Below are 13,417 nucleotides of genomic sequence, written 5' to 3'. Positions count from 1 at the left end.
GATGGCCAAGAACAGCATGAAGGATAATCCGTCCCGTTGCCAGCGGCGAGTATGTTCGGTAATTCTCGTGCTGGGACTCTCGGCTTGCTCGCAGTCGTATGTCGTGCTTCTTGATGAAGACGGCCGCGTGGGCAAGGTGCAGGTGGCGACCGCAGAGGGCACGACCGTCCTGGAAAAATCGCGCGAAGGCGCTGCCATCGGAGGCGAAGCGGGAAAAACGTTTACGGTCAGCGAGGAGCAAATCAATCGGGATTTTGGCCAGGCTTTGGCGGCAAGCCCTAAAAAACCGGTCTCTTTCTATTTGTATTTCGAAGGCGGCGGCGCAACGTTAACCCGGGCGTCGGCCGCCGATCTTCCCAAAATCCTCAAGGAAATCAGTCTCCGCCCGGCGCCCGACGTTTCAGTGATCGGCCACACCGACACCGTAGGTGATTCTCGTGACAATGAACAATTAAGCCTGGCCAGGGCGAAGTCGATTGCATCCTTGCTGAAGGAAGCCAAGCTCGATGCCGACAAGATCGTCGTTGAGTCGCACGGGGAAAAGAATCTTCTGGTACCGACGCCCGATAATACCGACGAGCCGCGCAACCGCCGGGTGGAAGTTACAGTCAGATAACGAGGACGCGGCGCGCTCCTTGCCTGCTTCGGTTTCGCATAAAGAGCGTCTTTAAACCGTACGGCCGAAGATGGATTGTTAGACCGCGTCCGGTCTTGATGCCACCGGCGCAAGCATCGCAAGGTCAGTGGCGGCGGATGTTTCGCCTCGGGTTTCCGGAAGAGTTGATTTATGATTGAAAAAAAACCATGATCTTTTATATTAATCACCGGCATGGGTTTTTTTGTTAGGATGTTATTGTTCAACTTACTGGAATCGTACCGATGCTTCGGCCGGTATTTTCAATGAAAGCAGACGGCCCGATTTTTCCCGACGTGGCCCGGTGAAGCGCAATCTCAATAGTGGCCTCTGCCAACTTCGTCTATTTCTCTCATTCGCGACCCAGGTATTCTATGAGCTCAGATCCAGGCCAAGTGGAATCTCTCTCTGAAAAAAACTTCCTGCTGATTTGCACTGATCCGATTCATGGCAAGATCTACCAAAAATCGCTAAAGAAAGCAGCCGGGAATTGGGGAGTGCGTCTGCTCGACGATCCGCTGATGCTCATGCCGGCTTTGTCGAATGCGGCCTATGATCTGATTCTGCTTGATGTCGATAAGGCGGATCTTGACGGCAACGAGGTGGTCCGAGGCATAAGAGAGCATTTTTCCGCGCTCGAAATGCCGGTATTGATTATCCACGGCGCCCGGACGATAGACAAGCGTAATTCAGCGTTGGCGGCAGGGGCGAACGATTGGCTGACCAAACCGTTCGAGGCCGACAAACATCTCTTCAGGATCAACAGCTATTTGATGCTCGGCCGTTTTTACAAAGCCAACCGGGCCATTCTCGCCAACTTGGAAAACGAGATCAGAACCCGAACCGCAAAACTCGACATGCTGATCGACAGCGGTCTGATGATGTCGGTGGAAAGAAGCCGAGCCAAATTATTGAAACATATCCTGATGGAGGGCCGTCGTTTGCTGAACTGCGACGGCGGCACCATGTATTTGGTCACTCCGCAGAATACCCTCCGTTTTACCGAGCGCACCCGCGACGATCATTTGCCTTATGAAGAAATTCCCTTGTATGACGAAATCTCGGGCCAGCCCAACGAAAACTACGCTTCCACTTTTGCCGCTCTTCACAAAACGACGGTTTTAATCGACGACGTCTATCGGGAAACGGCGTTCGATTGCAGCGGCACCCGGGATTTCGATGCCCGCAGCGGTTACCGGACCGTGTCCTTACTGACGGCACCGATGGCTCCCAGAAACGGCAAAGTGATCGGCATTTTGCAGTTCTTTAATGCCAAAGATCCCGATACCGGCGCCATCGTTCCTTTTCCGCCCGATATTGTCGTCCTGGTGGAAGCCCTGGCGGCGCAAGCCGCGGTTGCCCTGGACAATCTGCAACTGGTGGAAGGGCAGAAGGCCACGACCGAAAACATCATTCACACCATCGCCGCGGCCGTGGACAGCAAAAGCCCGCATACCGGCCATCACTGCGTGCGGGTGCCGGAGTTGGCGATCATGCTGGCCGAAGCCGCCTGCCGCGAGACCGAGGGACCTTTGGCCGATTTCAAATTTCAAACCGAAGACGAATGGTTCGAGTTTCGCGTCGGCGCCTGGCTGCACGACTGCGGCAAAGTCACCACGCCGGAATATGTGATTGAAAAGGCCACCAAACTGGATGCGATTTACAATCGGATCCACGAAGTCCGCATGCGCTTCGAAGTCTTGTTGCGGGATGCTGAAATCGAATGCCTTAAAAGCCGGCTGCGCGGGATGGACGAACAGTCGGCGAATGAGCGTTATGAACAACAAAAAAACCGGCTTCTGGACGATTTCGGCTTTATTGCGGAATGCAATCTCGGCAGAGAAACCATGGACCCCGAACATCTTGCCCGCATCCGGAGCATTGCTCAAAAAACCTGGCGGCGCCATTTCGACGACAAGCTCGGCCTTTCCTGGGAAGATATGAACCGGCGTCGGGATGAATCGGTCACGCCTTTGCCGGCCGAAGAATTTCTATTGAGCGACAAGCCTTACCATGTCATTCCACGCAATATCCAGCAAAATCCGGATCCCGCCCTCGGCATCAAAATGACGATTCCGGAGAATCTTTACAATTACGGAGAGATTTATAACCTGAGCATACTCAGGGGGACGTTGACTAGCGAGGATCGTTATAAAATCAACGAACATATCATCGAAACCATCAAAATGCTGGAACAGATGACGTATCCGGACTATCTGAAGCGCGTGCCCGAATACGCCACGACGCATCATGAAACGCTGGACGGACGGGGCTATCCCCGGAAACTGAGCGCGGCCGAACTGTCCATACCCGCCCGAATCATGGCGATTGCCGACGTTTTCGAGGCGCTGACCTCCGCCGACCGCCCTTATAAAGGGCCTTATAAACTGTCCAAGTCCTTGAAAATTCTGTTCGGCATGAAGAAAAACCGGCAAATCGATCCCGATTTGTTCGATCTGTTTTTAACCTCGGGCGTCTATCGGAGATTTGCCGAACAATATCTCGATCCCGAACAAATCGATGAAGTCGACATCAGCGATTTTCTGGGGCCCGTGCCGTCCATAGGGAGAGCATCGTCTTGAACGCATGGCGGAGCGCCGTTCCGGACATTCCGAAGTTTTCGGCGGCCGATCGGCGGCCTTCGGCCATGGTCAGCTTGAAAAGGCACGGATGAACCGGCCGGGCGGTATGCCGATCGCTTACCCCAATGTGCGCTTCGGACTTTGGCTTTTGTTGGCGATGTTGGTGGCCTGCTTCTTTCTGTTTCTGTGGTATCCGGTTCCCCTCCAGTACCTGCGCAACGCTGCCTTCGACCAATTTCAACGGTGGCAGCCCCGTACCGGCCGGGACGGATCGGTCGTCGTCATCGACATCGACGATGAAAGCCTGGCGCGCCTCGGCCAATGGCCCTGGCCCCGCAGCCGCCTCGCCGAATTGGTGTCGAAATTGCAGAGTGCAAAACCCGCGGTGATCGCTCTCGACGTTATTTTTGCGGAAGCCGACCGCACGTCGCCGAAATCGATGCTGGAGCTTTGGCCGCTGTCTCCGGAAAACCGACGTTTGCTGAGCCTTTTGCCCGATCATGACGACATGCTGGCCGATGTGATCGGCCGCGGCAAAGTCGTGCTGGGCTTTGCGCTGAGCCATTCGGTCGCTCCCAAAGAGCGTAATCCGGCCATCAAGGCGCGCTTTATCAGCCTGGGCAACTCTCCTGCATCCTGCCTTGCCCGTTTTGACGGCGTGGTAGCCTCGCTGCCGCAGTTCGAGAAGAAGGCTCAGGGCAACGGCGCGTTGAATTTTATGGCCGATGCCGACGGCATCATCCGAAAAGTCCCTATTTTGCTGAGTTACCGGAGTGCCGTCGTTCCTTCGCTGGCCGCTGAAGTGTTGAGAGTCTCTCAAAACGCCGGCAATTATACGATCCGTTCGGCTTCCGAACCGGGATGCGGAATCGGCGAAATCCGTATAGGCCGGATTGCCGTGCCGACCGCGCCGAACGGAGAAATCTGGATTCATTACGCCAAACCGGACAGGACTCGTTATATTTCCGCCTGGAAAATCCTGTCCGGACGGGTGGATCCGGCCGGCCTGCAGGGGCGCATTCTGTTGGTCGGGGCTTCGGCGCAAGGCATCCTGGACATGCGCTTCAGTCCGTTGGGCGACGTCGTTCCCGGTATCGAAATTCATGCCCAGGCTTTGGAGCAAATGTTGAGCGGCACGCCCTTGCTTCGGCCCGGCTGGACCGAAACAGCGGAGTTGCTGACCGTCATTCTAGCCGGCTCGGGCATCGGACTGCTCGCTTTGAATGCCGGAGCTCTGCTTTCTTTTAGCGTCTTTTGGCTGGTATTGGTTTTTTTGTGGGCCGGCGCCTGGGAAGCCTTTTCCGGCTATCGTCTGCTGCTCGACCCGATGGCGGCGACGGTGCTGCTGGCCTTGGTCTATCTGATGTCCAGCATTTTCCGGCATGTTTACAGCGAGCGCCGGCAGCGCTGGGTTAAACAGGCTTTTGCCCGCTATATCTCGCCCAATCTGGTCGATCATCTGATCGCCTGCCCCGACGCTTTGGAACTGGGCGGGCGCCGTCAGAAATGCAGCTTCGTTTTCAGTGACCTGACCGATTTTACCGGCTTGATGGAAAGCATGGATCCCGGCGAAGCGGTAGCCGTACTGAACGGCTATCTGGACCGAATGATTGCCATTGCTTTTGCTCATCAGGGCACCCTGGACCGTATCGTGGGCGATGCCGTAGCCATCCTGTTTTCCGCGCCTATCCGGCAACCGGATCATGAGTGCCGGGCGCTTCGATGCGCTTTGGCCATGCATCGCTTTGCCGAAGAATATGCCGCGAAGTTGAACGCCAGAGGCATACTCTTCGGCAAAACGCGGATCGGCGTCCATACCGGTGAAGTGATTGTGGGCAATTTCGGCGGCAGAACTTTTTTTGATTACCGGGCTTTGGGCGATCCCGTCAATACCGCCTCGCGTCTGGAACACGCCAACAAATACCTGGGGACGTCGGTGTGCCTGTCCGAGGCCACGCTGGCCGGTTGTGCCGATTTTCCGGTGCGGCCCATCGGGCGGTTGCGGTTGAAAGGCAAGGCGCAGCCGTTGTTGGTGTTCGAGTTGCTCGATCCCGGCTTGACCGATGAGACGGAGTTAAACGACTATCTGGCAGCCTACCGCCTTATGTGCGAAGCCGATCCTACCGCCGTCGAAGCCTTTCGAAACCTGCTTGCCCGGCATCCTTCGGACGGTCTTGCCGCCTTCCATTTGAAGCGTCTGGCCGAAAACCATAGTGGGGATTTGATCGAATTGACGGAAAAATAAGAAGGCAATGTTCCCTGCCGTTTTTCCGGTACGGATAGGGAGAATTCACCACACCCGGAATACGACCAGAGCGAATTGTTCGATGGCCCAGGCTATCAGAAGAGTCAGCGAGGTCATCGCGGCTGCGGCAAACAGTAATGGGGAGCTTTTATAAAAGGGTGAGATAATGTTTTTGTTCATGGCTGATACCTCCGATCGATGAATGCAGCATGAACGATGCATATTAAAGTTTAAAGTCCGAACGATTACAATTCGATGACGATTGCCGAATTCACGCATAAGTTGAAAAGTCTGATAAAAGGATTTACGCTTGACGGCGGACGCCAGGCTCGTCGGCGTTTTTTCGAGCGGCATGTTTAAAAAACGTCGTTCATGAATGGACTCCGGCGGGCCGAAAAAGGCTCGGCGCCATCAACGAATAAGCCAAGGCGGGGAATGATTACTCGGCGCCGGCCTCTCTTATTACGGCGATCTATTTTTCAGCAGCGATTGAAGTTCATGCACGAGACATTGTCCTTTCTGAAACCGAGCGATTTTCCGGCGATTACCCGGAATGCCCTCGAAATAGTTCAGGTCAATCTGGGTTACCGGTGCAACCTGAGCTGTACGCATTGCCACGTCAATGCCGGCCCTAAACGCAAGGAATCCATGGAAAAAGAGACCGTCGATCGGGTACTGGAGTTTATCCGGAAGGAAAACGTTCGCATCCTGGATTTGACCGGCGGCGCTCCGGAAATGAATCCCTATTTTAAATATCTTGTAGCCGAAGCCAGGAAACTGGAAGTGACCGTCATCGACCGCTGCAATCTGGTGATCCTCGAAGAGCCCGGTTATGAAGACCTGGCCGAATTTCTCGCGGAAAACCGGGTTGAGATCACCGCTTCGTTGCCCTGTTATCTTGAAGACAACGTCGACCGGCAGAGAGGGAAAGGCACGTTCAGTTCCAGCCTGGCCGCGCTGAAAAAATTGAATGATTTGGGCTACGGGCAGGCCGGCAGCGGGCTGATGCTGAATCTGGTGTTTAATCCGCAAGGCGCGTCGCTGCCGCCGGATCAGCAGGGGCTGGAACTGGCTTATAAGAATTATCTGTTCGACCATTACGGCATCGTTTTTAACCGCCTGTTCGCTCTGGCGAATCTGCCCGTCCAGCGCTTCGGCAGCCTGTTGATCAGCAAGGGGCTCTTTAACGACTACATGCGCCTGCTGAAGGACAGCCATCGTCCGGAAAACCTGAACGGCGTGATGTGCCGGAACACGCTGAGCATCGATTGGCAAGGGTACGTCTATGACTGCGATTTCAATCAGATGCTGCAACTCCCTTTGGGCTCGGGGGGCGGCGAAAAGATTCACTTGAACCGGCTCAATGCGCGTTCCCTGCCGGGATCACGCATCGCCGTAGCCGATCATTGCTACGGTTGCACCGCAGGGCAGGGCAGCAGTTGCGGCGGCGCGCTGGGCGTGGCCAAAGCACCATAAAATCATTCGGACCGAGGAGACAACATGACCGTAGAAACAGGGGTTTTAGAGCGTTATTCGGCGGGGGCCGCGGAGAGGCAGGCCGATCTTTGTTGTCCGGTCGACTACGACCGGGAATTGCTGGCCGTCCTGCCGCAGGAAATCATCGAAAAAGATTACGGCTGCGGCGATCCTTCGCGCCATGTCCGGAAAGGGGACGTCGTGCTCGATCTGGGCTCGGGCTCCGGTAAAATCTGTTACATGGCCGCGCAACTAGTCGGCGAGGAAGGTCGGGTGATCGGGGTCGACATGAACGACGACATGCTGGCGCTGGCCCGGAAATATCAGGCGGAAATGGCCGAAAAACTGGGTTCCGACCGGGTCGAGTTCAAGAAAGGGCAAATCCAGGATCTGGCCCTGGATCTGGCGGCCGTGAATCGTCATCTGGCCGATCGCCCGGTATGCAACGCAGAAGATCTGATCGCCCTGCGGGCCTGGCAGGAAAACCAGCGCAAAGTATCGCCGTTGATTGCCGACAACTCGGTCGATCTGGTGGTCTCCAATTGCGTGTTGAATCTGGTCCACGACAGCGACAAGGAGCAACTGGTCCGGGAGATTTTCCGGGTGGTCAAGCCGGGAGGGCGAGTGGCGATTTCCGATATCGTCTCCGACGAGCCGGTGCCCGAGCCTTTGAAACAGGATAGGCAATTATGGAGCGGCTGTCTGTCCGGAGCCCTTCAGGAATACGATTTTTTGCAGTCGTTCGTTCAGGCCGGCTTTATTGCGGTCTGCCTCGATCATTGGGAAACTGCGCCGTGGCGCGTCGTGGAAGGCGTGGAGTTCCGTTCGGTCACGATTACCGCGGTCAAACCTCACAGCGAACCCTGTCTCGATAAAGGCCATGCCGTCATTTACCGAGGTCCCTATGCCGAAGTGCAGGACGACGAAGGCCACGTCTATTACCGCGGCCGACGCATGGCGGTCTGTGAACGCAGTTACCAACTGTTGACGGGACCGGCTTACGGCAGCGACTTTATCGGCATCGCTCCCCGGCAGGAAGTCCCGGGCATTCCGTGGTGCGCGCCGGCCGGCACTCTTCGGCCGGTAGCCGAAACCAAAGGAGCGCAGCACGAAAATAAATGCAATCCCGGCGGCGGTTGCTGTTGATTGGGCGAGGATCCTCCATTCTAAAGCCGGAGGCTATGGACAGGATGTGTATCCGGCCAGGCGCTCTCATCGTCAGCTCGAGACGCCGAGACGCTATCCGGAAACCTCGGTTCGTGACCGGCCTTAGCAGGGGAAAGCCCGGCAATCTATGACTCCGGCGGAGAGACGTCCGGAGCCGGCTTGCACGGAATGAATGTGCCGGAGGTTGACTCCGGGTGGCTTATCGGTACTTCTTTTCCAGATCCTGCTGGCGGGCGATCAGACCGGCCAAATCCTTCAACTGCTCGGCAATCAGGTCGATCAGGTCGTCCAACGTGACGATTCCGACCAATGCTCCGGCCTGATCCACCACCGGCAGACGGCGGATGCCTTTGTGCCGCATGATTTTTATCGTTTCGTCAACGTCGTCTTCTTCCTTTGCCAAAACGATGTCCTGGCACATGACATCGCCGACGGTGACCGAATGAATATCCACCTCCTTGGCGATCAATTCGATGACGATGTCCCTGTCGGTCACGATGCCGACCGGAAACCGGAGTCCGTCGCGTTCTTCGACAATCACCACGTCGCCGGCATGATGTTCGCGCATTAACCGGGCGGCTTCCGGGACGGTATCGTTTTTGCCGACAATCAGCACTTCACGATTACAGATGGTTTTTAGCGTCATTTTTCTCTACCTTTGCTTAATAAAAAATCGCCGGGTTTACCGCAGCAGTCTGCCGCTCCCAAAAATTGACAGTATTTTAACCCAGTAATTCCCATAAAGTTAGACTGGTCATTGTGGCGTCTTCTCGAAAAAGTTCGGCTTGGGCGCCTTATGAATTGGGCCGGCACAGGATACCGTCGCCTGTAACATCATCTTGTGAAGATCGTCACAAAATCGTCAAGTGGACGGCTGGATTCGAAAACAAAACACGATGCTTCGATGCTTATCAGCTTAATTTTGTAACTTGATGGAATATAAAAATAATTTTTGATCAAAAAATAAAGGGAGAGATCGGGCGAGTCGGTCGCTACTGGAAAGCCGATGGGAATAAAAATCGGACTTCGCCCTTGAATTCTAACTGAGTAGCCTGGTTTTGCCGTCTGGACGGATCCTTTTCGCGAATGAGTCTCAGGCTTTGACATAAACCCGATGTCTGCTAGTTTTGGATTTGGAAAATTTGACTCAATTGCTGGGTTTTTCCGGGAGGCTGTTCGTTGTACCGAACGGATTGCGCATTCTCGAAGATGCTTGAAGCAACGTGTGGACAGGCTCGGGACAAGATGGGTCGGCCGAATCGAAAAGCTGTTGCTGCATAGCTTTGCCGTCAGGCCATAGTTCATCGGGTATCGGTGACACATGCCGCATGTTAAACAAAATCAAGCGGCAAAAGGACCCACCCGGAATGCCGGTTTAACAAGAACAATAAGCTGAAAAAGGCACAAAATCAGAGGAGATAATCAATGCAGGATCTATTTCGACGCCTGGTGGGAAGAATGCTGGAGCAATATGCGACCGTACTCTTCGTGCTGACCGGCGTAGCCACCATCACCTATTTCATTTTAATCACCGATATCCGCAGTCAGGAAGGCAATGCGCTGCTGGTGAAAATGAGCACCGAGCAGAGCAGGATCGTACAGGACATCAACCTGCTGCTGAGCCAGAAAATTCTTGCCTCAGGCAGCGACGAAGTGCGCAAGCTGGACGGGAAAATTCTGGTCGGCATGAACGAACTGGAACAGACGCATCTCACCTTACGAGACGGCGACCGTTATGTCAGGGAAGGCGAACGCCTGATGCGCGTTTCCGGGAGTCTGTCGGACGATCTGAGATTCATCTATTTCGACAAAAACAAGCCGCTCGACAATCTGGTCAGGGATTATCTCTCCCTAGTGCGTAAAATTCAAAGAATTCCAGTGAACAATTTGCAGGCGGACAATCCGGATCTTAAGAAATTGTTTTCGCTGTCGCCGATGCTGTTGGAAGACATGGGCAAAGTCAGCACCATTCATCAACGCAAGTCCGAATTTATGATTACCAGCACGGCAACCAAACAGCACATGATGTTTGCCGTCTCGCTCGCTTCTCTGGCTCTGGTCGGCGTGCTGCTGTTGCAGCCTTTAGTGCAGCGTCTGAAGGAAAGCGCGGTCAGAATGCAGCAGGAAAAGGCGTTCGCCGACAACGTGATTCATACGACCCAGGCGTTGATCATCGGTCTGGATGCGGACGGCAAAATCGTTTTGTTCAACCATCACGCCGAGGAAAATACCGGCTGGCCGGAAACCGAGCTGAAAGGCAAGGACTTTTTCGCCCAATTCATCCCGGCCGCCGAACAAGGCGAACTGCGCACGCTGTTTTCCGGCATGATGTCGGGCGCGGTCGAATTTGCCGAGGCCACCGAAACGCGCATGCAGATCAGTACCGGCGATTGTCTTCACGTCGTCTGGAATCCCACGGTGATCAAGAATTCCGCAGGCGGTGCGCCGATCATGTTTCTGATGACCGGCATCGACATTACCGAACGCAAGGAAGCCGAGAACAAGGTTCAAAAAGCTCACGCCGATCTGGCGCGGCTGAGCGCGCGTCTGCAGGGCGAAGTCAATCTGGCCGCCGCTTTGCAGCGTTCGATACTGCCGCAGCCGAGCATTGAACTGCCCGGTATGCAGGGGCTTGCGAACATGCTGACGTCGAGCGAAGTCGGCGGCGATTATTACGATTATTACAAAGTGGGCGGGCATCACAGCATTCTCATGATCGGCGACGTCAGTGGCCACGGCGTTGCCGCCGGCACCATGGTGAGCGCCGCGAAGGCGGGCGTGTATCCTTTGATCCACGAAGGGGTAACCAGCCCGGGCGAGATCCTCAATTCGTTGAACGACACGATGCGCGCGACGGCGCACGAGTCGCTGCTGATGACGATGGCCTGCCTGAGCCTGGATGCACGCACCGGCAAGCTGGTGTTCGCCAATGCCGGCCATGTGTTGCCGTATCTGTTGAAACGCAACGCCAAACAATGGCAGATGCTGGAAGCTTCCGGCCTGCCTTTGGGAAAAAGCGCCGACTCGGATTATCAAAGCTCCGCGCTCGAACTGACTCTGGAAGTCGGCGATCGTTTGTTCCTCTATACCGACGGCTTGGTCGAAGAAGAATCGCCCGGCGGCGAGCCTTTCGGCTACGACCGCCTGGAAGCGATTCTGAACGCCAATACCGAAGCCGAACAGGGAGAACAGTTGCGAGAGCAAATCCTGGACGCATTGCGGCGGCACTGCCGGAGCACGATGTATTCGGACGACGTGACAATGGTGATCGTGACGCACAGCGACCGCGTGGCCCAGACCGCCGCCAGCAACGAGGTCAGCGACATCATCCGCATCTCGGAAAACTTTTACCGTCAGGGCGAGCATCCGATACCGCGAATTTCAAAGGAATATGTCGTGTTTCTCGCCGAGCAGGGTTATTCCGACCTGTTGCCTCGCTTCAGCCAGGACGGCATCTGCAGGATTTTGCCGAGGCACGACGATTTTTGCAAAAAATTGGGCTGGAATCATTTGTTGAGCCAGCACAACGAATCGCCCGACGACGATTTGTACGCGTTGATGCCCGGCAAGGCGGAATATCGCCATTTTCAATTGACGCATACCGACGACAAGCCGTTTATCGTGGAGGAGATTCATTCCTGGCTGAAGGATCAGGGGCATATTCCGCAAGACCAACTGGACTCCTTGATGATGGTGCTGGACGAGATGACCGAAAACAGCCTCTATGCCGCGCCTCGGGACGGCAAGGGCGTGGCCTACTACGTCAAAGGCGAATCCCGGGAGCTGTCGTCCCAGGAAGAAGTGCGCATCGATATTGCCGTCAGCGGCGATACCCTGGGGCTGATGATTACCGATAACTGGGGCACCCTGATGCCCGGCGTATTTCTGAAAAGTCTGGCGCGCGCGATGGCGGAAGGCGTCGAACCCGGCGTCGGCGGCGTAGGCCTGTACATGATGTGGCGGATGTCGGATTATCTGCAAATCCGCGTGCATCCGCAGAAACGCACCCAGGTCACTACCTTGTGGGATCTGCACGGCAGCGTCGACATGGGCGTCGATTCCGGTCTTCAGTTCCTGTACCACAGCGAGTATGAATCCGCTTATCAAATGAGGGCATCGATATGAGCAGCATGATCAGCAGTTTTTCCATCCAGCCCGTTTCCGAGCTGGACAACAGCTATTGTTACAATTTCATCGGTTCGATCGATGCGCACGCCAATCCGGTCCTGGAGTCGTTGGCGGCAATACCTTCCCAGGCGCACGTGCTGCTCGATTTCAGCCAGGTCGAACGGGTCAATTCGATGGGCTTGTCGCTGCTTTTGAAATTGTTCGAGGAATGGGAGCGGAAAAAAATCCGAGTGGAAGTGCAAAGGCTGGACCGGATGGTCAGCATGCTGTTCAAAATTACCGGCCTTGGCCGCTTCGTCAAGTCCGACGGTAATGCCGCTGCCCAGGACAGTTTTTTCGCGACCGCCGTTCCCGAACCGCGCCACGCCGAGATCAGGCAGAAAAGTGCGGATGCTGCGCACGACAAGTTGAATTTCGTCGCCAGCCTTCAGTCGGGGCAGCAATTGACCGGCTGGTATTTGCTGAATACCTATCTGCAGCGCCGTATGAAAAAAGCAATTCACTTCGAACAGTCAATGGAACATCCTAACGGCGATACCACCGATCTGTTGTTTGCCAGACCGTTTGAAGCCTGCGCGATGATCAAGCGCTACGGTTTTCTTCCGGCGATGCGGCCGGTCGCCGAGGTCGACGAGGTCGTGTTGCTGACCCGGGCGGACGACCGGAGAAGCCTGTCCGAGTATCAGGGCGTATGCGTCGGCACGGCGACGAAAGACAGCTTTGTTTATCTGCTGGGACGGTTTTTATGCGACGAAAGCGGGCTTGATTCGACGAAGTTTACCTACGATGTCGCCGGAAATGAAATCAAGGCACTGCAATCGTTGATCCGAAAAAAATGCGATCTGGTGTTCATGTTGAAAAAATCGTACGAAGGCCTTTCCTCGTTCAGCCGCAACAACGTCCGTAAACTTGACGAAAGCGAAACCCATTTCGCCTGCCACCTGTTTTGCGTGGCGCCGCATCTGCAAGAGGAAGGCGATCTGTTGGCCGGGATTTTGCAAGACATGACCAACGACGAGCAGGGAAAAACGATTCTGCGCGACATTCAAATCGACGGCTGGAGCAAACCGGAGCCGGGCGAAATCCGGATGCTACAAATGGTCTATGACCGCTATGTAAGTTGAACTCGTCGGGAGAACAGGCCGGCTCGCGTAGCGGGAAGTAGACACTACATCTCCCTCCAAC

General features: G+C 55.2%; 10 protein-coding genes. 7 read left to right on the top strand and 3 right to left on the bottom strand.

Annotated features, from left to right (window positions below; translation table 11 throughout):
• Position 1 precedes the first annotated feature (1 nt).
• The 3 genes from A3OW_RS0110910 to A3OW_RS0110900 all read left to right on the top strand — a co-directional run bounded on the left by A3OW_RS0110910 (position 2) and on the right by A3OW_RS0110900 (position 5,461).
• The gene (locus A3OW_RS0110910; protein WP_020563476.1) at positions 2–616 is read left to right on the top strand and encodes an OmpA family protein; all 615 of its coding nucleotides are present in this window, start codon (positions 2–4) and stop codon (positions 614–616) included.
• A gap of 392 nt (positions 617–1,008) precedes the next feature.
• Complete coding sequence (locus tag A3OW_RS0110905) at positions 1,009–3,216, top strand: HD domain-containing phosphohydrolase (RefSeq protein WP_020563475.1); 2,208 nt, start codon at positions 1,009–1,011, stop codon at positions 3,214–3,216.
• 4 nt (positions 3,217–3,220) lie between these two features.
• Positions 3,221–5,461: a CHASE2 domain-containing protein gene (locus A3OW_RS0110900; protein WP_020563474.1), complete on the top strand. Its 2,241-nt coding sequence runs from the start codon at positions 3,221–3,223 to the stop codon at positions 5,459–5,461.
• 45 nt (positions 5,462–5,506) lie between these two features.
• Here A3OW_RS0110900 and A3OW_RS28850 read toward each other — a convergent pair whose 3' ends face one another.
• Positions 5,507–5,641, bottom strand: coding sequence for a hypothetical protein (locus tag A3OW_RS28850; RefSeq protein WP_269746762.1), 135 nt, complete (start codon positions 5,639–5,641; stop codon positions 5,507–5,509).
• 318 nt (positions 5,642–5,959) lie between these two features.
• On the opposite strand from A3OW_RS28850, the gene arsS reads away from it, so the two are divergent.
• Positions 5,960–6,937, top strand: a complete 978-nt coding sequence (gene arsS / locus A3OW_RS0110890) for an arsenosugar biosynthesis radical SAM (seleno)protein ArsS (protein WP_020563472.1) — start codon at positions 5,960–5,962, stop codon at positions 6,935–6,937.
• Between the two features lie 24 nt (positions 6,938–6,961).
• Positions 6,962–8,083, top strand: coding sequence for a methyltransferase domain-containing protein (locus A3OW_RS0110885; protein ID WP_020563471.1), 1,122 nt, complete (start codon positions 6,962–6,964; stop codon positions 8,081–8,083).
• Positions 8,084–8,303: 220 nt separating this feature from the next.
• On the opposite strand, the gene A3OW_RS0110880 is transcribed toward A3OW_RS0110885, so the two are convergent.
• Both A3OW_RS0110880 and A3OW_RS28270 read right to left on the bottom strand, forming a co-directional pair.
• Positions 8,304–8,750: a CBS domain-containing protein gene (locus A3OW_RS0110880; RefSeq protein ID WP_020563470.1), complete on the bottom strand. Its 447-nt coding sequence runs from the start codon at positions 8,748–8,750 to the stop codon at positions 8,304–8,306.
• Between the two features lie 188 nt (positions 8,751–8,938).
• Positions 8,939–9,409, bottom strand: coding sequence for a hypothetical protein (locus A3OW_RS28270; protein WP_198291311.1), 471 nt, complete (start codon positions 9,407–9,409; stop codon positions 8,939–8,941).
• A gap of 120 nt (positions 9,410–9,529) precedes the next feature.
• Between A3OW_RS28270 and A3OW_RS0110875 the strand changes: the two genes are divergently transcribed.
• Both A3OW_RS0110875 and A3OW_RS0110870 read left to right on the top strand, forming a co-directional pair.
• Entirely contained in the window at positions 9,530–12,229 is a 2,700-nt protein-coding gene (locus tag A3OW_RS0110875) for a SpoIIE family protein phosphatase (protein WP_026223497.1), read from the top strand.
• Entirely contained in the window at positions 12,226–13,356 is a 1,131-nt protein-coding gene (locus A3OW_RS0110870) for a PhnD/SsuA/transferrin family substrate-binding protein (RefSeq protein WP_020563468.1), read from the top strand. The genes A3OW_RS0110875 and A3OW_RS0110870 overlap by 4 nt, the downstream gene beginning before the upstream one ends.
• The last annotated feature ends 61 nt before the right edge of the window (positions 13,357–13,417 follow it).

This window comes from Methylosarcina fibrata AML-C10 (assembly GCF_000372865.1).
GTDB lineage: Bacteria > Pseudomonadota > Gammaproteobacteria > Methylococcales > Methylomonadaceae > Methylosarcina > Methylosarcina fibrata.
Note: the sequence above shows the minus strand (reverse complement) of the source record. Positions and strands in the feature narration are given on the sequence as shown.

Excerpts from the sequence above, each read along its gene's own strand:
- A3OW_RS0110910 (WP_020563476.1), top strand. The coding sequence starts at position 2 with ATGGCCAAGAACAGCATGAAGGATAATCCGTCCCGTTGCCAGCGGCGA.
- A3OW_RS0110905 (WP_020563475.1), top strand. The coding sequence starts at position 1,009 with ATGAGCTCAGATCCAGGCCAAGTGGAATCTCTCTCTGAAAAAAACTTC.
- A3OW_RS0110900 (WP_020563474.1), top strand. The coding sequence starts at position 3,221 with ATGGCGGAGCGCCGTTCCGGACATTCCGAAGTTTTCGGCGGCCGATCG.
- A3OW_RS28850 (WP_269746762.1), bottom strand. The coding sequence starts at position 5,641 with ATGAACAAAAACATTATCTCACCCTTTTATAAAAGCTCCCCATTACTG.
- arsS (WP_020563472.1), top strand. The coding sequence starts at position 5,960 with ATGCACGAGACATTGTCCTTTCTGAAACCGAGCGATTTTCCGGCGATT.
- A3OW_RS0110885 (WP_020563471.1), top strand. The coding sequence starts at position 6,962 with ATGACCGTAGAAACAGGGGTTTTAGAGCGTTATTCGGCGGGGGCCGCG.
- A3OW_RS0110880 (WP_020563470.1), bottom strand. The coding sequence starts at position 8,750 with ATGACGCTAAAAACCATCTGTAATCGTGAAGTGCTGATTGTCGGCAAA.
- A3OW_RS28270 (WP_198291311.1), bottom strand. The coding sequence starts at position 9,409 with ATGAACTATGGCCTGACGGCAAAGCTATGCAGCAACAGCTTTTCGATT.
- A3OW_RS0110875 (WP_026223497.1), top strand. The coding sequence starts at position 9,530 with ATGCAGGATCTATTTCGACGCCTGGTGGGAAGAATGCTGGAGCAATAT.
- A3OW_RS0110870 (WP_020563468.1), top strand. The coding sequence starts at position 12,226 with ATGAGCAGCATGATCAGCAGTTTTTCCATCCAGCCCGTTTCCGAGCTG.